The sequence below is a fragment of the Novosphingobium kalidii genome, assembly GCF_040534015.1.
GTDB classification, from domain to species: Bacteria; Pseudomonadota; Alphaproteobacteria; order Sphingomonadales; family Sphingomonadaceae; genus Novosphingobium; species Novosphingobium kalidii.
Genome location: NZ_JBEWLY010000013.1, coordinates 470820 through 494711, shown reverse-complemented (window position 1 = coordinate 494711; position 23892 = coordinate 470820). Strand labels below are relative to the sequence as shown.

Below are 23892 nucleotides of genomic sequence, written 5' to 3'. Positions count from 1 at the left end.
GGCTCAGTCGACCCGCTTCACCCGAACGGCGCGCGATCTCCCGACAGTCGCTATGTAGCTCCCCAGAAGACCGCGCTTCAGTTCCACTGCGTCACCTACTTTCGGGAACAGCGTACTTTGCGCCTCAAGCGTTTCCCAGACCCCTGCGTCCTTGAGCGCCAGCCGGTATCGACCCGCTCCATATGGACGTACCGCTGTTAACGATGTGGTCAATTGCGTGATCTCATCCGCGGGCGTCTCGGCAAGCAGCCCCCGAGCCGGAGTTGCGAAGCCGAACAAGCTCCTGCGTGTCTCGCGTACCACTTCGCGATCAACCACAACGACCTCACGACTGTCGATCGCCGCCGCCAGCCCGGCGACTTCACGGTCGTAGCACTCAAGGCGAGCGTCGCGATCAGCAACGCCCCTGCATTGCACCAACTGCCCCACTCGCTGTGCGCCAGCAGCCGGCTGGCTCTCTTGTGCGACAGCACCCTGGGCCCACAGCGCGAAGATCAGGAAGGCAGCCTTGGTGCGCATGTGAACCTCTTAAAAATTCGATGGGCTTCGTTCGCACAATCCGGATGAACACACCAGCTGTGTTTTCTTTGCCACACTGCGGCATCATATTTTGGCACTTTTGCGTCAAGTGCGTTTACAGGGCACGGGAATGCGATACCCCTTGGCCATTGCCGTCGCACGAGGAAGCGCTTGTAGGCGGTCGAGCATTGAAGGGGACACACGAAATGAAGTCAGAAACCAAGCTCGCCAGAGCCGGCCTGATGCTGGGCGGCTCTGCCGCAGCGATGCTGTTTGCCGCTCCGGCACTGGCGCAAGTGGCGCCGCAGGAAGGTGTCGTAGCACAAGATGCTGCCACGCCTGCCGACGCCATCGTCGTTACCGGCACCCTGATCCGCAACCCGAACCTCGTCGCGACATCGCCCGTCACTTCGGTGACTTCCGAAGAACTGCAGTTGCGCCAGACCAACCTGGCCGAACAGTTCCTGCGCGAACTGCCTGGCGTCGTGCCCAGCCTCGGCTCCGCAGTGAACAACGGCAACGGCGGCGCTTCCTACGTCAACCTTCGCGGCCTTGGCGCAAATCGCAATCTCGTGCTGCTCGACGGCACGCGCATTGCGCCGGCCGACCTGGACGGCATCGTTGACCTCAACAACATTCCCATCGCTCTGATTGAGCGTACGGACATTCTGACGGGCGGCGCATCGACGACCTACGGTGCGGATGCGGTCTCGGGCGTCATCAACTTCATCACCAAGCGCGATTTCTCGGGGCTGGAAGCGACTGCCAGCAACCAGATCACTGAGCGCGGTGACGGTAACGTCTTCCGCATCGACGTGACGGTGGGCGCCAACTTCGACGATGGCCGCGGCAACGCCGTATTCAGCGTCGGCTATCAGGAAGCTGACCCCGTACTTCAGGGCGCGCGCGATTACTCGGTCGAGAATATCAGTTCTTACACAGGTCTTGCAGGCGGTTCGGGCACGACGGTGCCTTCGCGTTTCACCGGCCTGGGCCTGGGCGACAACCAGCAGATCGATCCCGCAACGGGCGCTCTGATTCCTACTTACGCGCAGTTCAACTTCAATCCCCAGAACATCTTTCAGACCCCATTTGAACGTTTCAACATGTTCGGCTCGGCCTGGTACGAGCTGGCTGATGGCGTTGAAGTCTACACCCGCGGCTTGTTCTCGAAGAACACGGTGCAGACGGTGATCGCCTCTTCGGGTACGTTCGGTAACACGGTCACGGTTCCGTTCTCCAACCCGTATCTGCCCACCGCAGCCCGCAACCAGATTTGCGCCGCGCAGAGCATCTCTGCGGCGGACTGTGCTGCAGCGGCCGCAGCTACCGACCCCACGAACCCGGCTTACCGCACGTTCCAGACCAACGCATTCCGTCGCTTCGTCGAAGCCGGACCGCGTCTCTCGACCTACACGACCCAGTTGTTCGACTACCAGGCTGGCCTGCGCGGCGACATCACCGACGGTATCCAGTTCGACATTTCTGGTTCGTACGGTGAGAGCGAGAACTCGCAGCGCCAGAGCGGCAACGGTACGCTGACCCGCGTGCGTCAGGCCACTCTCGCCACCAACACCGAAACCTGCCTCGATGACAGCAACGGCTGCGTACCGCTGAACCTGTTCGGCCCCGCCGGCAGCATCACTCCCGATCAGCTGGGCTTCTTGCTTGGCGTGACCAACGGTACCATCACGAAGACGAGCCTCGCTCAAGCCCGCGGTGTTATCAGCGGCGATGTCGGATTCGCCAGCCCTGGCGCCGAGACCCCGGTGTCCTTCGCTCTCGGTACCGAGTACCGCAAGTACCAGGCACAAGTGATCTCTGACGAGTTGACCCAGCGCCCTGACGAAGTCCTGGGCAACGGTCGCGCTTCGCCCGACGTCAGCGGTGGATACGACGTCTACGAAGGCTTCGTCGAATTGATCGCGCCGCTGATTGAGGATCGTCCCTTCTTTAACAGCCTGACGCTGGAAGCTGGTGGACGCGTGTCGCACTATTCGACTGCGGGAACCAATTGGACTTGGAAAGCCGGCGGTTCTTGGGAACCGACCTCTGCCCTGAAGATCCGCGGCAACTATCAGAAGGCTACTCGCGCACCCAACATCTTCGAGCTGTTCCAGCCCAACGTGAGGGACCTAAACAACCTCACGGTTGACCCTTGCCAAGGGCCAGGCGTGCAGCCGGGGACTCCTCTGGGGACCGTCTGTGCAGCGCAGATCGTTGCCGGTGGCGCAACGCAGGCTCAAGCCAATGCCCTGCTCGGCAACATCCCCACGCCATCGGCGGGTCAGATCAACACCACAATTGGCGGCAACGCCGACCTGGATGTTGAGCGCGCCACCACGTGGACGATCGGTGCGGTGATCCAGCCGACCTTCTTCTCCGGCTTCAGCGCAAGCATCGACTACTACAACATCACCATCAAGGACGCGATCACCACGCCGACGATCGGTGACGCCCTCAGCGCCTGCTTTACCCCTCTGCAGCCGGCCACCTCGGCCGCTTGCGCCGGGATCGGTCGTGATCCGGTTGATGGAAGCCTGAACGGCACTGCCTCTGGTCTTCCGCTGCCGTACTCGAACCTGGGCCGTCTCATGACCGACGGTATCGATGTGGTCTTGAACTATCGCCGCGATCTTGGCTTCGCCGGTCTCGCTCTGTCGTTCAACGGCAACTGGACCAACCGCAACAAGTTCCAGGCGACGCCGACCTCGGTGAATCGTGAGTGCGTTGGCTTCTACAGCGTCAACTGCGAATCGATCCAGCCGGAGTTCAGCTTCAATCAGCGCACGACCCTGTCGTTTGGTGCGGCAGACGTTTCGCTGCTGTGGCGCTACATCGACGGCGTGAAGTACGAGCCGCTGGCTCTTGCTGACGACATCGCTGCTGCTGATGGTGATGAGACTGCCGGTCCGCTTGAGAGGTTCCGCACAATCGGTGCAGAGCACTACTTCGACCTGACCACGCGCTTCGGCGTGACGGAGAACTTCGACTTGACGTTCTCCGTGTTGAACCTGCTCGACAACCAGCCAAAGGTGGTTGGCGCGAACATCGGTTCGACGGCGTACAACAGCGGCAACGTCTATCCGTCGACCTACGACGCTCTAGGCCGTCGCTTTGCAGTTAGCGGACGCGTCACTTTCTGATCACTTTAGGATCGGAATGAATAAAATAGGGCGGCGGATCACACGATCCGCCGCCTTTTTCTTTGATGAACACAAGAACTTGATTCCTGCGACCTGCACTGACATCTTCCTGGGCATTGATGACGCCCATGAACGGGGAACTCTCATGCTGTCGATATTCGCCGCCATTTTGCTTGCTGCCTCAGCGCAAGCCGCTGGACTCAATACCAAAGCCGCAGCGCAACCTGTATCTGAACAAACGAAGGAAGCGGCACAGGCGGAAGAAAAGGTCTGCCGCCGCATTCGCGAGACGGGCTCTCACATTTCGCGGCGCAAAGTCTGCATGACCAAAGCAGAATGGGATGATGTCGCGCGTCAGAGCCAGCAGTTGACGCGCGACATGCAACCGGCTTGGACCACCCCCAACGGCGGCTAACCGGCGGCGGTCCTCACCCTCGGATCAAGTGTCTTCTCCGCGCAGGGAAATCTCCAGCGCCCCATCGCCTTCGTCGATGTGCACTGTGGTGGCATCCGGAATTTCGCCCGCGAGGAGCTTCTCCGCCAGGGGGTCTTGCAGATGCCGCTGGACCGCGCGCTTGAGAGGGCGCGCGCCATAAACCGGATCGTAGCCCACGCGTCCCAGCCACCGCTTGGCGGCGTCGGTCAGATCGAGCACGATCTTGCGGTCCTTGAGCAGCTTCTGCACCCGACCCACCTGGATTTCTACAATCGGCCCCATCTCGCTCTGCCCCAGACGATGGAAGAGGATCACTTCGTCCAGCCGGTTCAAGAACTCGGGCCGGAAGTGTCCGCGCACGACCTCCATCACTTGCGGCTCCACAGTCGAGACGTCCTGCCCCTCATCGAGGTTGGCAAGATACTGGCTGCCGAGATTGCTGGTCAGGATGATCAGTGTGTTGGTAAAATCCACCACCCTGCCCTGTCCATCCGTCAGGCGACCGTCGTCGAGCACTTGCAGCAGTACGTTGAAGACGTCCGGATGCGCCTTTTCGACCTCGTCGAACAACACGACCTGATAGGGCCGGCGCCGTACCGCTTCAGTCAGAACACCGCCTTCTTCGTAGCCAACATATCCCGGAGGCGCGCCAATCAGACGAGCAACGGCATGCTTCTCCATGAATTCGCTCATGTCGATGCGCACCATCGCGTTATCGTCGTCGAACAGGAACGATGCCAAGGCCTTGGTCAGCTCCGTCTTGCCGACGCCCGTTGGGCCGAGGAACAGGAACGAGCCTAAAGGCCGGTTCGGATCCTGCAAGCCGGCACGCGCACGCCGCACTGCCCTGGAGACAGCGGCCACGGCCTGCTGCTGCCCGATGACACGCGCACCGATCACCTCTTCCATCTTGAGGAGCTTCTCACGCTCGCCTTCCAGCATTTTGTCGACAGGCACGCCGGTCCAGCGGCTGACGACGCCAGCGATGTCGTCCTCGGTCACTTCCTCGCGCAGCATCGCATTGCCAGCCTGAGCCTGCGCTTCTGCCAGCTTTCTCTCCAGCGCGGGGATCGTGCCGTAGGAGAGCTCGCCCGCCTTGGCGAGATCGCCCTGGCGCTGCGCCTGCTCGAGCTCCAGCCGGGCAGCATCGAGCTGCTCCTTCAGCTTTCCCTCGGCCGCGATCTTGTCGCGCTCATTCTGCCAGCGGGTCGTCAGCTCGCTGGACTGCTGCTGCAGGTTCGCCAGCTCGTCGCGCAAGTTCGCCAGGCGGTCCTGCGAGGAGGTGTCGGTCTCCTTGGAAAGCGCCATCTCCTCGATCTTGAGCTGGATGATACGGCGATCCAGCTTCTCGATTTCCTCAGGCTTGCTCTCCACTTCCATGCGGATGCGGCTGGCGGCTTCGTCCATCAGGTCGATCGCCTTGTCCGGGAGGAAGCGATTGGTGATGTAGCGGTTCGAGAGCGTCGCCGCCGCGACCAGCGCACCGTCGGTGATGCGCACGCCATGGTGCAGCTCGTACTTTTCCTTGAGCCCGCGCAGGATCGAGACAGTATCCTCCACAGTCGGCTCTCCGACGAAGACCGGCTGGAAGCGGCGCTGCAGGGCCGCGTCCTTCTCGACGTACTTTTGGTACTCGTCGAGCGTGGTCGCGCCGATGCAGTGCAGCTCGCCACGCGCAAGAGCGGGCTTGAGCAGGTTGCCTGCGTCCATTGAACCTTCCGAAGCGCCAGCCCCGATCAGCGTATGCATCTCGTCGATGAAGAGGATGATCTGGCCTTCTGCGCCCTTCACCTCATCGAGCACGGCTTTCAGCCGCTCCTCGAACTCGCCGCGGTACTTTGCGCCCGCGATCAGGCTGCCCATGTCGAGCGCCATCAGCGTGCGGTCCTTGAGGCTGTCGGGCACATCGCCATTGGCGATGCGCAGCGCCAGACCTTCGGCAATGGCAGTCTTGCCAACGCCGGGGTCGCCGATGAGCACAGGGTTGTTCTTGGTGCGGCGCGCGAGGATCTGCACGGTGCGGCGGATTTCCTCGTCGCGGCCGATCACCGGGTCAAGCTTGCCTGTACGCGCGGCCTCGGTGAGATCGCGAGCATACTTCTTCATCGCGTCGTAGGCGTTCTCGGCGGAGGCGTTGTCAGCGGTGCGACCGCCACGAAGTTGGGTGATCGCTGCCTCCAGGGCAGGTGCGGTGAGGTTCGCCGCTGCCAGTGCCTTGCCGGCTGCTGTGGTCTGCGCGAGCGTCAGCGCCAGCAGTATACGTTCGACAGTGACATAAGCGTCCTGCGACTTGGCAGCGAGCTGCTCGGCCTGGTCAAGGAGGCGGACCGAGTCATTGTCGAGCCCCGGCGTATTCTGTGCACCGGAGCCGCTGACGGCTGGAATCTTCTCCAACGCTGTGTTCACGCCATCAAGGGCAAGGCGGGGATTACCGTCGGCGCGCTGGATGAGACCCGCGGCCATACCTTCGTTGTCATCGAGCAGCACCTTGAGGATGTGCTCTGGAGTGATGCGCTGATGGTTGAGGCGGATGGCGGTCGTCTGCGCCGCCTGCAAAAACCCTTTGGCGCGGTCGGTGAACTTTTCGAGATTCATGGTGGGATGCTTCCTCCTGTTCCCGACTATGTAGTGTTGCATTATTGCAACACAATGCCCTCAACTCGTGCTTGTCCTTTTCTTCTGCGCTTTCTCTCCCGCTGACATTGATCGGCGGCAAATTCACACGAGGCTCATTCAACACATGGTAAGGTACACCCGCTTTTGCCAGCGTGGGAAAGTGGCAATCGGCTCGATCATCTGCGAGGAGGCACCCTCCCTCCGTGCGGAACAAGCCTCAGCGCTAATCGACAGCACTGTCGGTTAGCGCTTGGCGAGAGATCGGCGAGGGCCTAGCGTCCGCCCCTGCGAGACCAATCACAGAGGATAAGGAAGACAGTGGCGAAATTCACTCCCGAGCAGGCGGCAGACGTTCTGGCGGTTAAGCAGGTGATCTACGAGTGGGGCGACGAGCTCGACATCAACAACGGCTTGAAGATCCTCGACTCCGGCGTTCTTGCAGATGACGTTCGCTACTTCGTCGGCGGCGAATGGCGCGAGGGCAAGGAGGCCGTCGGCCAGTTCTATCAAGGCCGCAAGGAGCAGCTGGGCGACAATGCTCCGGTGATGCGCCACATCATCACCAGCTTGCGCGTTTCGTTCACCGGCTCAGATCATGCAAAAGTCGGCTATCTGCTGGTCTTCTTCGCGAAGGCCGGAACACCGCCCTTCGACGGCTACTGCGACCCGCTTGCCGTTGCTGACGTGAAGATGGAATGCACCCGCGACGCCTCCGGCGAATGGCGCATCTCGCTGTTCGACAGCGGACAGATCTTCCGCCGCTGAAGCCACGCGAAACCGGGGCGCGGCGAACATGCCGCTGCGCCTCGTTCATCTGGCAGCAAGGTTCGGGACCTCAGAACCGCGGCACATGAACAAGCCGCTCGTTTCTATCGCCCTGACGCTGGCGCTCGCCGCCTGCGCCGCCCAGCCGCACCTCCAGCAAGCACGCCCGGCCCCGCAATCCGGCACAGAGATGCCGGCCGCCGCTTCCCCGCAGGAATTGGTGGGCGCGGTGAACATCCCTTACGAGAAGTTCACGCTCGAGAATGGCCTGACGGTGATCGTCCATACCGACCGCAAGGCTCCGGTGGTGGGTGTCACGACGTATTATCGAGTCGGCTCTAAGCACGAACCGCGCGGAAAAACCGGCTTTGCGCACCTGTACGAGCACTTGTTCTTCGGCGGCTCGGCCAACGCGCCCAGCTTCGACGTCCCCCTGGAAGCCGCTGGCTCCACCCCGACCAACGGGTCGACCTGGTACGATCGCACCAACTATGTCGAGACAGTGCCGATAGGCGCAGTCGATCTCGCGCTGTTTCTGGAGAGCGACCGCATGGGGCATCTCCTGCCGGCGGTTACTCAGGACAAGCTCGATAAGCAGCGCGGTGTCGTTCAAAACGAAAAGCGCCAAGGCGACAACCAGCCCTATGGCCTGATGGGATACGCAATCGGCGAAGGCTTGTTTCCGGTAGGGCACCCTTACCGCCATGAGACAATCGGCTCGATGGCGGACCTTGAGGCTGCAACGCTCTCCGACGTGCGCAAGTGGTTCACCGATCATTACGGGCCAAACAATGTCGTGCTTTCCCTAAGCGGAGACATCGACGCGGCAACGGCGCGGCCACTGATCGAAAAATGGTTCGGCAGCATTCCGCGCGGCCCCGAAGTGCCTCCGGTGCAGGCTGGCCCGGTTACGCTCGCAAGCTCTCAGTCGCGCGAGATGACCGACCGAGTGCCGGTCGCACGCCTCACTCGCAACTGGAGCGGCCCCGGCCTCAATCACCCCGATGCCGTCGCGCTCGACATCGGCATGAGCATTCTCGGCGGACTTGCCAGCTCGCGGCTCGACAACGCTCTTGTCCGTGGCAAGGAACTGGCTGTCGCCGTCAGTGCGAACGCGCAGACCTTCGAACAAGTCAGTTTCCTCCAGGCGATGCTTGACGTGAAGCCTGGCGTCGACCGTAAGGAGGCCGAAGCAGCTTTCGACCAGGTCATAGCCCGATTGATCGCCGAGGGGCCGACTGAGGATGAAGTGCGCCGCGCCGTCACGCGCACGATCAGTGCGGCGATCGGCGGCCTCGAAGTCGTTGGCGGTATGTCCGGCAAGGGCGCGACGCTGGCGGAGGGCGAACTCTATTCGGGCAATCCCGCGAAGTACAAGGAAGACCTTGCACGCATGGCCGCGCTGAAGCCTGCTGACGTGCAGGCGGCACTCCAGCGCTGGCTGACGCGCCCCGTCTTCGCACTCGACGTGGTGCCGGGAGAGCGGACCGAATCCGGTGAAACGATGGGCGGCTGGGGAGACGAGGACAGCCAGCAAACCGCTCCCGCCGTTCCCGAGCAGTCCGCCACGAACGTTGCCCCCGCACCCCAGCGCACGCCTCCCCCGGTAGCGCCGATCGCCGATCTGGACTTCCCCGAAGTCGAACATGCAACTTTGTCGAATGGCATCCCTGTGGCGCTCGCCCGACGCACGGCGATCCCGAAGGTGGCCTTTTCACTCTCCTTCGACGCAGGCTTCGCCGCTGATACGCTGGATAAGCCCGGCACTCAGGCTCTCATGCTAGCGGCGCTCGAGGAAGGCACCACCACGCGTGACGCGACGCGTATCGCCGAGGAGCAGGAGCGTCTGGGCGCGGCGATCAACACCAGCGGCAATATCGATCGCAGCGCAGTGACGATGTCGGCGCTCACGCCAAACCTCGCGCCTTCCCTCGCCCTGCTGGCAGATGTCGTCCTGAGACCCGCTTTCAGGCCCGACGACGTTGAGCGCGTACAGCGTCAACAGCTTACCGCGTTGCAGCAGGCGAACGCCTCTCCCGGCAGCCTTGCGCAGCGCACGCTCGACAACCTGCTCTTTGGATCACACCCTTACGGCCAGCCCTCTGACGGCCTAGGTAACGCGGAAGCACTCGCGAGCCTCGACCCGGCGGACTTGCGCGCGGCTCACGAGAAGTGGCTGCGGCCGGATCTTGCGCGTATCACAGTTGTTGGCGACATCACGATGGAGCAGCTGGTGCCCCTGCTGGAGGAGGCCTTCGCCGGCTGGGAACCACCCGCCACACCCGCTCCTCGAAAGGCGCTTGATGCGCCCCTGCCAGCGCCGCGATCGCGCGTGGTGGTGCTGGATCGGCCGAACTCCCCCCAGTCGTTCATTGTCGGAGGACGCGTCCTGCCGATCACGGGTAAGACCGTGGGCACTGAACCGCTCAACCTCGCGAACGACGTGTTGGGCGGCAGCTTCCTCTCACGGCTCAACGGCGATCTGCGCGAGGACAAGGGCTGGAGCTATGGCGTCTATAGCGCCGTCTCCCGCCCTGTGGGTCCGCGCAGCCTACTCGTGAGGGCTCCAGTACAAAGCGACAAGACCGGCGCCTCGCTCCAGGCGATCGTCGAGAACATGAAAACGTTCCCCGGCATGGCGCCGGTTACTCCGGTCGAGCTTCAACGCGTGACCGAAGGCGCCATTCGCGCGATGCCGAATTCGTTTCAGACTAATGGGAGCGTGCTTCAGGCCATCGAAACGAACGAGCGTCTCGACCGGCCGGACGACTACTACGAGAAGCTTGCGACCACATACCGCACCCTCGGTGCTCCCGCTATCGAACAAGCTGCGCGCGAATACCTGAGACCAGATGGCCTCACGATCGTTGTGGTGGGAGACCGCAAGGTGATCGAGCCCCAGCTGAAAGGGCTGGGCCTGCCCGTGGAATACCGCGAGGCTCCCGCTCTGGGCGACGGCGGCGCAGAAGGAAGCGAAGAATGAGTGCTGCAGGAACCTGGGACATCCGGATCAAGACACCGATCGGCGACCAAGCCGCCCAGATCACTGTCGTCCCGGATGGAATGGGAGGTTTCAGCGGAAATGTCAGCGGCGATCCCGGTTCCATGCCGATCCACGGCAAAATCGACGGCAATCGGCTGAGCTGGGACATGAAAACCACGAAGCCAATGCCGCTCGATCTGAACTGCCACGCCGACGTGGAGGGTGACACCATGTCCGGCGGCGTGAAGGCCGGCTTCTTCGGCACCATGCCCTTGACCGGCACACGCGCCTGACGAGGCGTCCGGAGCGTAGCGAGGGGAGAGTATCGACCACTCTCCCCGCAGGCCGCTCACTAAAGACGGTGCTTGCCAAGTAGTTCCATATTAACCATTTATTGGCCCTGCTCGCTATCCGCCGCTACGATCGCGGCCGCCCGGTACTTGGACAGGCGACGCGCAACTTTCGCCGAGCAAGAGGCCCTATGAAACCGATTCACGCCGCCGCCACCGTCCTGGCCGTAATTACCGCCACGCCCGCCCTTGCGCAGGAGCAGACATCCGTCGTGAGCGCCGGCGTCACCGGCGGCACCTTGGGCATTGGTCCCGAGGTGGCAGTCCGGGTTTCCCCCCTCCTCGCGCTTCGTGCCAACGCGACGTTCTTCGGCATCAGTCACTCCGTCGATAGCGATGACATCACGTACAACGGCGATCTGAAGCTTTCTTCCATTGGCGCCATGGTCGACCTCCATCCCTTTAAGAACGGCTTTCGCCTCTCGGGCGGCTTACGCGTCAATGACAACAAGGTTGAACTCACCGCCACACCCGATCCGGCTGAGGTGCTCCGTGTCGGCGGCACGCCCTACACGGCTGCCGACGTCGGCCTCCTCACTGGCACCGTCAATGTCGACGAGTTCGTGCCCACTCTCACTGTGGGATACGGCGGTGGACTGACCAAGGGGCTCAAGTTCGGTATCGACGCCGGCGTGCTGTTCCAGGGATCGCCGCGCATCCGCAATCTCGCGGCATCAGGCCCGCTGGCTTCCAACCCCGTTTTCCAGGACGCCCTGGCCCGCGAGGAACAGAGCATCGAAGACGACGTCAAGAAGTACGACACCTTCCCCATCCTCCAGTTCTCGCTCCGCTACGGCTTCTGAACGACAACAGGCGCGGGGAGACGGAACCAACGGCTCTGTCTCCCCGCGCCTCTATACCGCGCAGCGAAATGACCTTGCGCGACTCACCTGAGCCGAGCCGGAACGTCAGCCCAGCTTGGTCTTGAGGATCTCGTTCACGACTTGCGGATTGGCCTTCCCCTGCATCGCCTTCATGGTCTGGCCGACGAAGAAGCCGAACAAGGCCTCCTTGCCGCCGCGATACTGCTCGACCTTGTCCGCGTTGTCGGTCAGGACCTTGTCGACAGTGGCTTCAATCGCCCCTGTGTCTGACTCCTGCTTGAGCCCCTCGCGCTCGACGATCACGCCCGCGCTGTCGCCCGTCTCAAGCATCTTTTCCAGCACCTGCTTGGCGATGGAGCCCGAGATCGTGCCCTTTCCGACGAGAGCCAGCAATTCGGCGCCCGCGGAAGGACTGACGGACGAATCCTCCAAGTTCTTGCCGAGCTTGTTGAGGGCGCCGAACAGTTCGGAGATCAGCCAGTTCGCCGCCTGCTTCGCGACTTCGGCGGGCTGCTTGCCCTGTGCCGTTGCCGTCTCGCCCAGCAGCAACTCGAACCAGCGGGCGGTCTCCACCTCAGCGGTCAGCACAGAGGCGTTGTAAGCCGACAGGCCTAGCTCATTCTCGTAGCGCGCGCGCTTGGCGTCGGGCAGCTCGGGCAGTGAGTTGCGGCAATCCTCAAGGAAGGCATCGTCCAGCACCAAGGGCAGCAGGTCGGGGTCGGGGAAGTAGCGATAGTCATGCGCGTCTTCCTTGGACCGCATCGACCGCGTGGTGCCGGTGCTCGGATCGAACAGCCGCGTTTCCTGCACGATCGTGCCGCCGCTCTCGAGAACGTCGATTTGGCGATTCGCTTCGAACTCGATCGTGGCCATCACGAAGCGCACGGAGTTGACGTTCTTCGTCTCCGTGCGGGTGCCGAACTCCTCGCCCGGCTTGCGCACGGAGACGTTCACGTCCGCGCGCATCGAACCTTCTTCCATGTTGCCATCGCACGAGCCGACGTAGCGCAGGATCGCGCGCAGCTTGCGCACGTAAGCTCCGGCCTCGGCGGGCGAGCGCATGTCAGGACGGCTGACGATCTCCATCAGCGCCACGCCAGAGCGATTGAGATCGATGTAGGACATCGTGGGGTGCTGATCGTGCATCAACTTGCCCGCGTCCTGCTCCACGTGGATGCGCTCGATGCCGATGGTCTTGGGCTCGGAGATGCCGGCCTTCTCGTCGGCGTCGATCATCAGCGAGCCCTCGCCCACCAGCGGATGATACAGCTGGCTGATCTGATAACCCTGCGGCAGATCGGCGTAGAAGTAGTTCTTCCGGTCGAACCGGCTCCACTTGTTGATCTGCGCATCGATGGCCATCCCGGTGCGCACTGCCTGACGGATGCACTCCTTGTTCAGCACCGGCAGCATGCCCGGCATCGCTGCGTCCACCAGGCTCACCTGTGCGTTCGGCTCTGCGCCAAAGGCGGTGGCGGCCCCGGAGAACAGCTTGGACTGCGACGTGACCTGGGCGTGGACCTCAAGGCCGATCACGACCTCCCATTCACCCGTGGCGCCTTGGATGCGGTATGTGCTCATGGTCATGCTCGTCACCACCACTTCGCCGGGCGGGCCGTGAAGCCCGCACGCTGTTCGATTGCAAGCCCTGTATTGAGCACGCCTTGTTCGTCGAAGGGGCGGCCGATGATCTGCAGACCAAGCGGCAGCCCATCACGGTTGAGCCCGGCCGGGACCGACATGGCCGGCAGCCCAGCCAACGACGCGGGTACAGAGAAGACGTCGTTCAGGTACATCGACAGCGGATCGTCGACATTCTCGCCCAGAGCGAAGGCAGCGGACGGTGCCGTTGGGGCGAGGATCACGTCGCATGTCTCGAATGCCTGTGCGAAATCGCGGCTGATGAGCGTGCGCACTTTCTGTGCCTGGGTGTAGTACGCGTCGTAGTAGCCCGCCGAGAGTACGTAAGTGCCGATCAGGATGCGGCGCTTAACCTCGTCTCCGAAGCCCGCTGCGCGCGTGGCTGCGTACATGTCCTGCAGACCGGAGCCTTCCGGCAGGTCCCGCAGGCCGTAACGAACACCGTCATAGCGCGCCAGGTTGGAGGACGCCTCTGCCGGAGCGATAATATAATATGTCGGCAAAGCGTACTTCGTATGTGGCAGCGAGATGTCGACAATCTGCGCACCAGCGTCTTTCAGCCAAGCGACACCATCATCCCAGGACTTGGTGACGTCTGCATCCATCCCGTCCATGCGATACTCGCGCGGGATGCCCACCTTCTTGCCTGCCAAGTTGCAGTCGAGCCCCCGCTCCCACTCGGGCACGGGCATGTCGAGGCTGGTTGAATCCTTGGGATCGAACCCGGCCATGGCTTCCAGCATGATCGCACAATCCGTGACGTCACGTGCCATCGGACCAGCCTGATCGAGCGAGCTGGCGAATGCGACGACGCCCCAGCGCGAGCAACGCCCGTACGTCGGCTTGATGCCGGTGATGCCAGTAAAGGCGGCGGGCTGGCGAATGGAACCGCCTGTGTCGGTGCCGGTCGCAGCGGGGCAAAGCCGCGCCGAAACGGCCGCAGAGGAGCCGCCGGAGCTGCCCCCAGGCGCCAGCGCCGCGTCGCCACCGTCGTTGCGGCGCCAAGGCGATACGACGTTGCCGAAGTAGCTCGTCTCGTTGGAGGACCCCATGGCGAACTGGTCGAGGTTAAGCTTGCCGAGCATGCCCGCCCCGGCGTCCCAGAGCCGGGCACTAACCGTGCTCTCATATTCTGGAACGAACCCTTCCAGCATGTGGCTTGCGGCAGTGGTCTGCACGCCGCTGGTGGCGAACAGGTCCTTCATGCCGATCGGCACGCCGCCCATCTTGCCCAGCGGCTCGCCCTTGGCGCGCTTTGCGTCCACCGCTTGCGCGGCTTCAATCGCCTTGTCCGGGGTGGCGACGATAAAGGCGTTCAACGCCTCCTGTGCGGCGGCCACATTGGCGTTGAATGCTTCGGCCACTTCCACTGCGGTGAAGGCACCCCCGGAGACACCGTCGCGGATAGCGGCAACGCCAAGGTCGGTCAGGTCGGTCATGGTCACTCGATCACCTTGGGTACGCCGAAGAAGCCGTGCTCGGCCGCAGGCGCATTGGCGAGAACCTTCTCGCGGATGTTGCCGCCGGTGAGCGGATCGGCGTCTATCGCGTCCTCGCGCAGGCGCAACTGGTTGGGGATGACGGCGGTCATCGGCTCGACGCCGGTGACGTCGACTTCGCCGAGCTGTTCTACCCAGGCGAGAATGCCATTCAGCTCAGGCACCATGGCCTCAAGCTCACCCTCGCCCAGCTTGAGACGGGCAAGGGAGGCGATCTTCGCCACGGTTGCGGTATCGACCGACATGGCTGGTCCTCACGTCCGAACGGGCCCGCTACTGCGGGCGATAAGCTGAAGGCGGGCAGCTAGCACCCGACAACACAGGGTTCAAGCGCCGCCAAGGCGCGCCAGCATCAGGGAGCCGGGGCTGGCGGCGGCGCGATTGGCACTCCGGCGCCCGGCATGCCTGCGCCACCCATTTGCATCTGCTGCAATTGCTGCATGATGCGCTGCTGTTGCTCGATCTCTTCGCGGCTCTTGAAGTCGAGAAGCTCGATCTCGAAGTTCAGGTCGGTGTTCCCCGGGATCGGTCCTGCACCCTCTTCACCATAGGCAAGTTCAGAGGGGATATGCACCTTGTACTTGCCGCCGCGCTGCATCTGCTCAAGCGCCTTGGTGAAGCCCGGCACCACTTCAGCCAGCGGCAGCACTGCCTGCTGACCTTCGTCGAAGACCTGACCGTTGGGCAGCGTGCCCCTGTAGTTCAGCAGCGCCACATCGTCGCGCGTGGGCGATTCGCCGGTGCCTTCGGTGATCGTCACGACATCCACCGATTCGGGCAAAGCGGCCCAGGCAACGCCGGCGCCCAGAAGCGCAGCTGCGGCGACGCCGAGCCAAAGCTTCGTCAAGGAACCCTTGGATATCGGCTGAAGCGGAACGCGGGTGATCTCGGTCATGTCGTGGGCCTCGTCAGCAAGTCCGGTACAGATACGCGAAGGGCGCGGATCATACCGCGCCCTCATGGCTCAAGCAGGCCAAGCGTTCAAGCAACTAACCGCGCCGGTGTTGCGGTCAGCTGCTCTGGCTCAGCCGCTCAAAAAGCGGCGGAAATCGCCCTACTTTGCGCCGTCGCGCTCAAGCCGCTTACGCTCAAGCTTCCGCGCGCGACGAACAGCAGCCGCCTTTTCGCGAGCACGCTTCTCGGAGGGCTTCTCGTAGTGGCGACGCAGCTTCATCTCGCGGTACACGCCCTCGCGCTGGAGCTTCTTCTTAAGCGCACGAAGAGCCTGATCGACATTGTTGTCGCGAACGAGAATCTGCATAAACCGACACACCTCAAAAAAATACGAAACGAGGCCGCCCCGCACCACCTTTCGACGGGGCAACCTGCAAAACCATAAATAGCGAACGCCGCGCAGACCCAAACGGATCCCACGGCAACGGCGCGCCGCTACCAGAGGTGCCCCTGCTTGGCAAGTCGAAAGGCCGCTTCACCGACGCTTCAAACAACTGGGGAGGTGGAATGATTTGGCTTGGCGGGAGAGCCGGTCTATGGGCGCGGCCATGCCGTTACCGCCTCAGCTATCGTTTCTCAATGCCTCGCTGCTCGTCGCGCTCGGGGGTGGTATAGGCTCATGGTTGCGCTTTGTCGTAGGCCGCGCCTGGGTAGCCGCTGCGGGACCCGCAAGAGCCAGTGCGTTCCCCTTTGCCACACTTACAGTCAACATTGCCGGAAGCGTCGCGATGGGGCTGCTTGTCGGCTGGCTAGCGCGCTTCGCTGGGCAAAGTGAAGCGACGCGGCTCCTGCTGGCTGTCGGCCTGCTTGGGGGGTTCACCACTTTTTCGTCCTTCAGCCTCGAGGTTATTTTGTTATTTCAACGCGGCGCGCCGGGTCTGGCCGCATTTTACGGGGCCGTCTCTATGGCGGCGGGGATGCTGGGCCTCTGGCTAGGACTACTGCTGATGAGGAGCGCGGCATGAGCAGCGACAACGTCCGCCAATTTACGGTCGGCACTGACGACGACGGAGTACGCCTCGACCGCTGGTTCAAGCGCCACCTTCCGCAAATCGGTTTTGCCACCGTATCGCGCTGGGCCCGCACCGGCCAGATCCGGGTCAACGGCAAGCGCGCCGATGTCGCCGATCGGCTTGAGGCGGGGCAACTCCTGCGCGTACCACCGGGCGGTGAGGCGAAGCCCGGCGGTTCTGCCCTGCGGCCAAGCCGCGAGCTCAGCGAAGAAGAGCTGGAACTCGCAGACAGCATGGTTCTTACTCAGGATCGCGCAGCTATCGTCCTCAACAAGCCGCCGGGTCTCGCAACGCAGGGCGGCAGCGGAACCACGAAACACGTGGACGGGCTGCTCGACGCCTTTGCACTGGAGGGACCGCGTCCGCGTCTGGTCCATCGGCTCGACAAAGACACCTCGGGCGTTCTGCTGATAGCCCGCACCCCAGGCAGCGCTGCATTCTTCTCCAAGCGCTTCTCCGGCCGTTCCGCGCGTAAGATTTACTGGGCACTCGTCGTCGGCGTGCCTTCAATCGACGACGGCATAATCGAACTACCCATAGCAAAGCAGCCCGGCACTGGCGGCGAGAAGATGCATGTGGACGAGGCCGCTGGCCAGTCCGCGCGCACGCGCTATCGCGTGCTGGATCGCGCCGGCAATCGAGCGGCTTGGGTCGAACTCCACCCGCTCACGGGCCGCACGCACCAGTTGCGCGTGCACATGGCCGCTATCGGCCACCCGATTGTGGGTGACGGCAAGTACGGCGGGCAGGAAGCCTTTCTGTCCGGCTCAATTAGCCGCAAGATGCACTTGCATGCGCGGCGCCTGATCATCGACCACCCCGATGGCGCTCCGCTGGACGTCACCGCGCCCCTGCCCGAGCACTTCGCGATGGGCCTCGAGCAACTTGGGTTCAACGAGGCAGACGGGGCCGAATTGCCCGAACCGCCCGCTCAGGACACCCGCGAAGACAAGAAGCGCTTGGCCAAGGCGCACGCAAAACAAGTGCGGAAGGAGCGGCGTGGCGAGCGCCGGTCACGCGGCGACGGTCCAGCAGGACCGGGATCCCGGTCAGGGGCTCGCTCCGGCAGGCCGGCGGGGAAGACTTCGGCTAAGCCGGGTGGCAAGCTCGGTGGTAAGCCTGGCAGCAAGCCTGCACCCAGAGGCGCGAAATCCGGAACAAAGCCCGTGGGCAAACCTGCTCCTCGCAAGCCGACTGGGGGGCCAGCCGCACCGCGGGGTAAGCGCTGATGCACCCAGACTCTTGCTTCCGTCCGGAAGAGCCCGCCGTGAGCCAGTCACTGTGCGAGGCGCTGGTGAAAGACGTCGGGTTCGGCATGATATTCGCCGGCACACCAGAGGGGCCGCGCGTGGTTCACGCGCCGGTTCTTTGGACGGATGATGGCGCGGTGCAGTTCCATGTCGCGCGGCGCAATGCCATAGCGCCGCACTTGCCGGGGGCCACGGCACTCTGCGTGATCAATGGCCCGGACGCTTACGTCTCGCCCCGCTGGTATTCCAAGCCCGCACAAGTGCCCACCTGGAACTACGTGAGCGTCGAGTTGGAAGGCTATGTGCGGGAGTTGGACGAAGACGGCTTGCGCCGCCAGTTGGCCACTCTGATCGCGACCCACGAGGCACGTCTCTCGAACGGCACGCCTTCTACCTTCGACCAAGTGCCCGCTGATGACGTCAACGCAATGATTGCGGAGATCGTCGGCTTTGAGTTGGAAGTGCGCGAATGGCGCCCCACCTTCAAACTCTCGCAAAACAAGTCTGGCCAGGAACGTGAGCGCGTGGCGCGCGGACTGGAAGAGGCAGGTGCAACCGGCGTCGCGCGGTTGATGCGGGATCTGATCACATGAAGCTGGCGGTATTCGACTGCGATGGCACGCTCATCGATGGGCAAGCCAGCATCTGCGAAGCCATGGAAGCCGCCTTTGCGGCACAACGGCTGACCGCGCCTGAGCGATCCGCGATCCGTCGCGCCGTGGGCCTTTCCCTTCCGCAAGCCATGCGCGTCCTGCTCCCGGACAGCGAGGACGATGTGCACCAAGCGCTGACCGAGAGCTACAAGGAGGCTTTTCGCACCGCCCGCAGCGATGGGCGACTGTCTCAGCCGCTTTTCGACGGGATAAAGGAGGTCCTTCGCAGCCTCTCCGCTGCAGGATGGACGCTGGGTGTCGCCACCGGCATGTCGGCACGGGGCCTGTCGCATTGCCTGGCCACAAACGATGTCGCGGACTTGTTCGTCACGCTTCAAACGGCGGATTATCATCCGTCGAAGCCGCACCCCGCCATGCTGGAAGCCGCGCTCTATGAAGCGGGTGCGCAGGCGGAGGAAGCAGTGATGATTGGCGACACTGCGTACGACATGCAGATGGCCCGGGATGCCGGAGTGCGCGGCATCGGCGTGGACTGGGGCTACCACCATCCGCATGAATTGCGTGCAGCCGGCGCCGATGTGGTGGTCGAGAGCCCCGCACAACTGGTCAAGGTGCTTCTGGCATGAGCGATGATCCCGCGCGCGCGCGCTTCTTCACGATCAATGCGGTGCGCATCGCTGGCGTGGCGTGCGTTGTCCTGGGGATGCTGATCGCCACGCAGCGGGCTTCGGTGTTCGGCTGGGGTCCGGTCTGGTTCGGCTACCTCCTCATCGCCAACGGCCTTGTCGATGTCTTCGTCATTCCCGCCATGCTGGTGCGGAAATGGAGAACTCCGAAGTGAAGCGCTTCTACAAGTCGGTCACTGTCGCAGAGGATGAGGCAGGCTGGCGAGTCCTGCTCGACGGTCGCAGCATCAAGACACCAGGCGGGGTGCCGCAACGCGTGCCGACCCGGGCCTTGGCAGAAGCCTTGGCGCAGGAGTGGGAGGCACAGGGCGAGACCATCGATGCATCCGCATTCCCCCTGCGCGACCTCACCGACTATGCCCTGGATGCGATTGCCGGCGGGCGTGAAGATGCCGTGGCCGGGCTCCTGCCCTATGCCGAAACCGACACGCTGTGTTATCGCGCCGATCCCGATGAGCCGCTGCACCGTCGCCAGATCGAGATCTGGGAGCCAGTGCTTACGCGCGCCGAGGAGCGCTTTAGCGTTCGCTTCTCGCGTGTTTCGGGAATTGTGCACAAGCCACAGCCGCCGGAGACTTTGGCGACCCTGCGGACCGAACTGGAAGCACTCGGCCCCTTCCCACTCGCCGCGCTACGTATGCTGGCAAGCCTTTCTGCGTCGCTCAGCATAGCTTTGCTGGCGATTGAACCGGGCGCGGACATTCCAGCGCTCTGGCGTGCGGCGAGCCTGGAGGAGGAATGGCAAGCGGAACTCTGGGGCCGTGATGCCGAAGCGGAGGACCGCCGAAAGGAGCGCCTTGAGGCCTTCACCCTTGCGGCCCGTTTCGCGTCCCTCGCCTGCCCTGCCTGACCGACGATCACCCACAACACTCCATAATCGAGCATTCCTTGCCAGCATTTTGGCGCGTTTGCGTGCAGATGCGTGGACAAGGTCAATGGCTTCAGATGGATGAGCCGCCAAGTGTACGGCGGATGCCTTTTGCCAGACCGGTCCATTCCGGTTTGGTGAGAAACCAGCGACCAAGCCGGCGTGTTGGCCCGATAGAACGGTGGGGGTGCAGATCTTGAGGGCGCTTAATCAACTTTTCTCGGGACTTACGCTCTCGCAGCGCAAGATCCTGATGCTGTGCGCAATCGCCCTTGTGGCTTTGGCCGGCGCGATGTTCGGCTTCACGTCTCGCCCGCAGGCGGGAGGCACGGCAGCCAGTGCGGCGCGCAGTCCGTTGTCTATCTTTGCATCGCGCTCGCCCGGCGCCCGGGCAGATGGCGCGCTGTTCCGGACCAAGAGGCGGCTTGCGGCAGCTCCCCGGTCGCGACCGCGCCCGGCCGTGGTCATACCGCGCGAAAGAGTGCTGTCACCCGTCCGGATACGTCCAGGCGGACCGCTACAGATTGCGCCGGGCGCGCCGAACGTGGCGCCGCAAGGCCTGTCCCTTGACGCCGTCCCGCTGCCGACGAGCGTTCCTGGCCCTGCGTTCCGCTCGCCTTACATTCCGGACGTCGGTTCTGGCTATCTGCCTTTCCCTCCAGGCGGCCCGGTGATCGGGGCCCCTCCGGTAGAGGGCGGGAACCCGGTTCCACCGCCCCCAGCCGTTCCCGAGCCAGCGACCTGGATGCTGCTTATCCTCGGCCTGGGATTTGTCGGTGCCGCACTCCGGCGCCAGACGCGGCTCCCAGCCGGCGCCTGACAACGGCATAGGTTGCGCCGCCCATGTTGCGCCGGATCGCGGTTCTCGGGTTACCGCTGCTTGCCGGCCTGGCGCTTGCACTCGTGCTTCTCACCAGTCCGAGCGGCGAGCCCCAAGCGCCCCGGATCAAACGCGCGGAACCCTCTGGCACGCGCATTAACTATCCCGTGGGCCAGTACCCCGTCTTGAGGCTTCCCGATGGCGAGCGCCGCGTCGTCCACAGCCTGCTGAACACGGCCGCTCCGCATGCCTACGGCGAATACGTCTGGGACGATTCGGGAGTGCCGCCCGGGCAAGTCTGGATCCGGGTGGATCTGGCGCTTCAAACCATTTCCGTATTCCGGGCCGGTCATGAAATCGGATCCGCTCTCATCCTCTATGGAGCGAAGAGCAAACCCACGCCTCCCGGAGTCTACCCTGTTCTGGCAAAGGCCGAACAGCATCGCTCCAGCCTCTACGACGCCGAGATGCCGTATATGCTCCGGCTGACGGGTGACGGCATCGCGATCCACGCCAGCGATGTGCGTCCATCCGCGGCCACTCACGGTTGCATCGGCGTACCCCTGCAATTTGCACGGCTTCTGTTCGCACAAGTCGAGCCAGGAGACCGCGTGGCCATCATCGCTGCTAGACAGCCCCCCAGCTCAATCTGACACGAATCCTGTCGAACCGATCACTCCAACCAGTTCGGCAACAAGTCACAATCCTTACGACCCGCTAACCATACCAGCAAACCGCCTCGTGACCTCTTCCCGCCAGGATGCTCCGATCTCTTTCGGAGCATCAAACCGTGTCAGGCTGTGGACTGAGGCTTATGAGCTGCCTTGCCTTGCTGGCGAGCGCTCCCGCCCTGATCGGGGCGACGAACATGAGGGGGAATTTCGAGCATCGCGTCCTGGCCGCTCACAACCGTGAACGTCATGCCATGGGCATCGAACCATTGAAGTGGAACCCCGCGCTTGCTGCTTCCGCTCGGCAATGGGCCAACCACCTCGCCAGCACCGGCCAGTTCAAACATGCTCCGGAACGGATACCCGATCCGCAAGGCGAAAACCTCTGGGCCGGCACCAAGGGCTATTTTTCACTTGAGGCGATGGTCGACGGTTGGGTCCGCGAGAAGCGGCATTTCCGCCCCGGCACTTTCCCGAACAACAGCACGACGGGTCGGGTCGAGGACGTGGGCCATTATACGCAGCTCATCTGGCGTAGAACCCGGCAAGTCGGATGTGCGACGGCAAGGGGCCACGAAGAGGACGTACTCGTGTGCCGCTATAGCGAGGCTGGAAACTACCTCGGTGAGACGCCGTTCTAGGCCCCTCGCCGCGCTGCCTACTGCACCACCCAGCTTGCCACTTCATCCGCCACATCGTTCGCGGCGCGACCGAGCGCTGCAGCGACGGGTTCCGCCTGTGGCTGCACACCAGGCACGATCGATTCGAAACGCCGCGAAGTGATCGCGCCGCCTTGCTCTTCGCGCCGCATGTCGACGCGTACGATCACGGACTGGCTTGGCGCATCGTAGCCCATAGACAAGAGCCGTCCCGACACGGTGGTGCGGCCGACCACGTCGTAATCACCATCTTCCACCACGATCCGGTCTGTACGGGCTCGCAAGGTCTCAGCCAACAGGGCGCGGAACTGGCGTGCTGGCCTCTCTACCCAGGCTATATCCTTGAGGTAGGCGATCGTTGCCGGATCGATTCGAACCGGAACCCGCAGCATATCAAGGCTGCGATCCGCTTCGGGATCAAGCACGACAATGGCATCAGCCATGTTCGCGGTCGTCACCGGCCCAACCTGCTCGCGGGTGTTTGCTGAAAGGCTGATGAGTTGCTCGGGCGCCTTGCCGCCGAGATTGACGCAGCCTGCAAGAGCCAGACTGATGACTCCGGCGAATGTACCGCCTCTAACGCTGGATAACATGCGAGCGCCTCCGATGATCGAGACCAGCTTCATGTTCTGACTCACGGTTCATACTCCGGCAGCTTCGGGCCCTTGATCAACGCCCCTGCCCCTTGCTGGTCGACCTTCTCGGTCACGTTGCGCAGCGCCCGCGTGGTAGCGCGCAGGTCTCGAATGGCTGCTTCTGCAGAAGGTATCGTCGAGCCTGAGACGCGATCGAGCGCGGGCTGAGCGCTCTCAAGAGTGTTATTGAGCTGCTGCATCGCCCCCTCCGCTGCGTTCAGTGTCTCACGAAGTTGAACCGCAAGCGAGTTGCCTTCGCTTCCAAGCAGAGAGTCCGCCTTGTGAGCGACGCCTTCAAACGCGCGCAGGGTCATCGTCGCTTGCGCCAGCGCGTTCTGCAGCTCCACCATTGTACCCCGAAGTTCCGGCGTGGCAGCGGCAATGTCGCGCGTCATCTTGTTGGTGTTCGCGAGAATACCGGTCAGCGATCGGCGATTTTCCTCGTTCAGCAACAAGTTGAGGTTCTCGGTCAGCGTGGCAAGCCGCTCCAGCAGCAGCGGCGCGTTCGCCAGGATCTCGCCCAGTCCGCCGCGTTTCGTCGGAATGACCGGAACACCCTCTGGGCCGGGTTCCACAATGGGCGGGGCGCCCTTGACCGCGCCCTCAAGCTGAATATCGGAGAGGCCGGTAAAGCTGCCCTGGATGGTGGCTGTGGTGCCAACGGTGATCGGCACCTTCTCGTCCACCCGGATGCGCACGCGGATGAAGCTGGGGTCCTGCGGCCATAGCTCGATCTGGCTGATCTGCCCCACCGGCACCCCGGCATAGTCGACACCCGACCCCTTCGCGAGCCCATCCACGGACTGCCTGAAGAAGATATCGTACTCATTCTGCGCGCCTTGGTTCAGACGCGCGATCCAGATAACAAATCCGGCCAGCAGCGCCAGCAAAGCGAGGGTGATTGCACCGACCCAGACGTGGTTTGCCCTTGTCTCCATCGTCT

General features: G+C 63.1%; 24 protein-coding genes. 15 read left to right on the top strand and 9 right to left on the bottom strand.

Translation table 11 applies throughout. From position 1 onward, the window contains the following. Nucleotides 1-3: 3 nt before the first annotated feature. Nucleotides 4-519, bottom strand: a complete 516-nt coding sequence (locus ABVV53_RS09125) for a hypothetical protein (RefSeq protein ID WP_353984063.1) — start codon at nucleotides 517-519, stop codon at nucleotides 4-6. A 206-nt stretch (nucleotides 520-725) separates the two neighbouring features. On the opposite strand from ABVV53_RS09125, the gene ABVV53_RS09120 reads away from it, so the two are divergent. After that, nucleotides 726-3665, top strand: coding sequence for a TonB-dependent receptor plug domain-containing protein (locus tag ABVV53_RS09120; protein WP_353984062.1), 2940 nt, complete (start codon nucleotides 726-728; stop codon nucleotides 3663-3665). A gap of 16 nt (nucleotides 3666-3681) precedes the next feature. Beyond that, nucleotides 3682-4080, top strand: a complete 399-nt coding sequence (locus ABVV53_RS09115) for a hypothetical protein (protein WP_353984061.1) — start codon at nucleotides 3682-3684, stop codon at nucleotides 4078-4080. A gap of 24 nt (nucleotides 4081-4104) precedes the next feature. Here the strand turns inward: ABVV53_RS09115 and clpB are convergent, their stop codons facing one another. Further along, entirely contained in the window at nucleotides 4105-6696 is a 2592-nt protein-coding gene (gene clpB, locus ABVV53_RS09110) for an ATP-dependent chaperone ClpB (RefSeq protein ID WP_353984060.1), read from the bottom strand. Nucleotides 6697-7035: 339 nt separating this feature from the next. Between clpB and ABVV53_RS09105 the strand changes: the two genes are divergently transcribed. The 4 genes from ABVV53_RS09105 to ABVV53_RS09090 all read left to right on the top strand — a co-directional run bounded on the left by ABVV53_RS09105 (nucleotide 7036) and on the right by ABVV53_RS09090 (nucleotide 11618). Beyond that, a complete protein-coding gene (locus ABVV53_RS09105; RefSeq protein ID WP_353984059.1) occupies nucleotides 7036-7482 on the top strand; it encodes a nuclear transport factor 2 family protein in 447 nt (148 codons plus the stop codon). An 85-nt stretch (nucleotides 7483-7567) separates the two neighbouring features. After that, on the top strand, nucleotides 7568-10465 hold the full coding sequence (locus ABVV53_RS09100) for a M16 family metallopeptidase (RefSeq protein ID WP_353984058.1): 2898 nt from the start codon (nucleotides 7568-7570) through the stop codon (nucleotides 10463-10465). Next, nucleotides 10462-10758, top strand: a complete 297-nt coding sequence (locus ABVV53_RS09095; protein ID WP_353984057.1) for a hypothetical protein — start codon at nucleotides 10462-10464, stop codon at nucleotides 10756-10758. Before ABVV53_RS09100 ends, ABVV53_RS09095 begins: the two co-directional genes overlap by 4 nt. A gap of 188 nt (nucleotides 10759-10946) precedes the next feature. Continuing rightward, entirely contained in the window at nucleotides 10947-11618 is a 672-nt protein-coding gene (locus tag ABVV53_RS09090; RefSeq protein ID WP_353984056.1) for a hypothetical protein, read from the top strand. A gap of 105 nt (nucleotides 11619-11723) precedes the next feature. Here the strand turns inward: ABVV53_RS09090 and gatB are convergent, their stop codons facing one another. The 5 genes from gatB to rpsU form a co-directional block, all read right to left on the bottom strand. Continuing rightward, complete coding sequence (gene gatB, locus ABVV53_RS09085; protein ID WP_353984055.1) at nucleotides 11724-13226, bottom strand: Asp-tRNA(Asn)/Glu-tRNA(Gln) amidotransferase subunit GatB; 1503 nt, start codon at nucleotides 13224-13226, stop codon at nucleotides 11724-11726. 5 nt (nucleotides 13227-13231) lie between these two features. After that, nucleotides 13232-14719, bottom strand: coding sequence for an Asp-tRNA(Asn)/Glu-tRNA(Gln) amidotransferase subunit GatA (gatA, locus tag ABVV53_RS09080; protein ID WP_353984054.1), 1488 nt, complete (start codon nucleotides 14717-14719; stop codon nucleotides 13232-13234). Nucleotides 14720-14721: 2 nt separating this feature from the next. Beyond that, the gene (gene gatC, locus ABVV53_RS09075; protein WP_353984053.1) at nucleotides 14722-15024 is read right to left on the bottom strand and encodes an Asp-tRNA(Asn)/Glu-tRNA(Gln) amidotransferase subunit GatC; all 303 of its coding nucleotides are present in this window, start codon (nucleotides 15022-15024) and stop codon (nucleotides 14722-14724) included. Nucleotides 15025-15131: 107 nt separating this feature from the next. Continuing rightward, complete coding sequence (locus ABVV53_RS09070; protein WP_353984052.1) at nucleotides 15132-15674, bottom strand: FKBP-type peptidyl-prolyl cis-trans isomerase; 543 nt, start codon at nucleotides 15672-15674, stop codon at nucleotides 15132-15134. A gap of 159 nt (nucleotides 15675-15833) precedes the next feature. Beyond that, nucleotides 15834-16040, bottom strand: coding sequence for a 30S ribosomal protein S21 (gene rpsU, locus ABVV53_RS09065; protein WP_091145878.1), 207 nt, complete (start codon nucleotides 16038-16040; stop codon nucleotides 15834-15836). Nucleotides 16041-16281: 241 nt separating this feature from the next. Between rpsU and crcB the strand changes: the two genes are divergently transcribed. The 9 genes from crcB (at nucleotide 16282) to ABVV53_RS09020 (ending at nucleotide 22296) form a co-directional block, all read left to right on the top strand. Beyond that, nucleotides 16282-16698 carry a fluoride efflux transporter CrcB gene (gene crcB / locus ABVV53_RS09060; protein WP_353984051.1) on the top strand — a complete coding sequence of 139 codons (417 nt, stop codon included), beginning with the start codon at nucleotides 16282-16284 and terminating at the stop codon, nucleotides 16696-16698. Further along, nucleotides 16695-17975, top strand: a complete 1281-nt coding sequence (locus tag ABVV53_RS09055) for an RluA family pseudouridine synthase (RefSeq protein ID WP_353984050.1) — start codon at nucleotides 16695-16697, stop codon at nucleotides 17973-17975. Before crcB ends, ABVV53_RS09055 begins: the two co-directional genes overlap by 4 nt. A gap of 38 nt (nucleotides 17976-18013) precedes the next feature. Further along, a complete protein-coding gene (locus ABVV53_RS09050) occupies nucleotides 18014-18589 on the top strand; it encodes an FMN-binding negative transcriptional regulator (RefSeq protein WP_353984049.1) in 576 nt (191 codons plus the stop codon). Further along, a complete protein-coding gene (locus ABVV53_RS09045) occupies nucleotides 18586-19236 on the top strand; it encodes an HAD-IA family hydrolase (RefSeq protein WP_353984048.1) in 651 nt (216 codons plus the stop codon). The genes ABVV53_RS09050 and ABVV53_RS09045 overlap by 4 nt, the downstream gene beginning before the upstream one ends. Further along, nucleotides 19233-19451, top strand: a complete 219-nt coding sequence (locus ABVV53_RS09040; protein ID WP_353984047.1) for a hypothetical protein — start codon at nucleotides 19233-19235, stop codon at nucleotides 19449-19451. The genes ABVV53_RS09045 and ABVV53_RS09040 overlap by 4 nt, the downstream gene beginning before the upstream one ends. After that, nucleotides 19448-20146 carry an ATP12 family chaperone protein gene (locus ABVV53_RS09035; protein WP_353984046.1) on the top strand — a complete coding sequence of 233 codons (699 nt, stop codon included), beginning with the start codon at nucleotides 19448-19450 and terminating at the stop codon, nucleotides 20144-20146. The genes ABVV53_RS09040 and ABVV53_RS09035 overlap by 4 nt, the downstream gene beginning before the upstream one ends. Before the next feature lie 205 nt (nucleotides 20147-20351). Further along, nucleotides 20352-20984: a PEPxxWA-CTERM sorting domain-containing protein gene (locus tag ABVV53_RS09030; protein ID WP_353984045.1), complete on the top strand. Its 633-nt coding sequence runs from the start codon at nucleotides 20352-20354 to the stop codon at nucleotides 20982-20984. A 23-nt stretch (nucleotides 20985-21007) separates the two neighbouring features. Then, nucleotides 21008-21637: a L,D-transpeptidase family protein gene (locus ABVV53_RS09025; RefSeq protein WP_353984044.1), complete on the top strand. Its 630-nt coding sequence runs from the start codon at nucleotides 21008-21010 to the stop codon at nucleotides 21635-21637. Between the two features lie 215 nt (nucleotides 21638-21852). Next, on the top strand, nucleotides 21853-22296 hold the full coding sequence (locus ABVV53_RS09020) for a CAP domain-containing protein (protein ID WP_353984043.1): 444 nt from the start codon (nucleotides 21853-21855) through the stop codon (nucleotides 22294-22296). 17 nt (nucleotides 22297-22313) lie between these two features. Here the strand turns inward: ABVV53_RS09020 and ABVV53_RS09015 are convergent, their stop codons facing one another. Beyond that, nucleotides 22314-22952: an ABC-type transport auxiliary lipoprotein family protein gene (locus ABVV53_RS09015; RefSeq protein ID WP_353984042.1), complete on the bottom strand. Its 639-nt coding sequence runs from the start codon at nucleotides 22950-22952 to the stop codon at nucleotides 22314-22316. Beyond that, nucleotides 22949-23887 carry an MlaD family protein gene (locus ABVV53_RS09010; protein WP_353984041.1) on the bottom strand — a complete coding sequence of 313 codons (939 nt, stop codon included), beginning with the start codon at nucleotides 23885-23887 and terminating at the stop codon, nucleotides 22949-22951. Before ABVV53_RS09010 ends, ABVV53_RS09015 begins: the two co-directional genes overlap by 4 nt. Nucleotides 23888-23892: the final 5 nt, after the last annotated feature.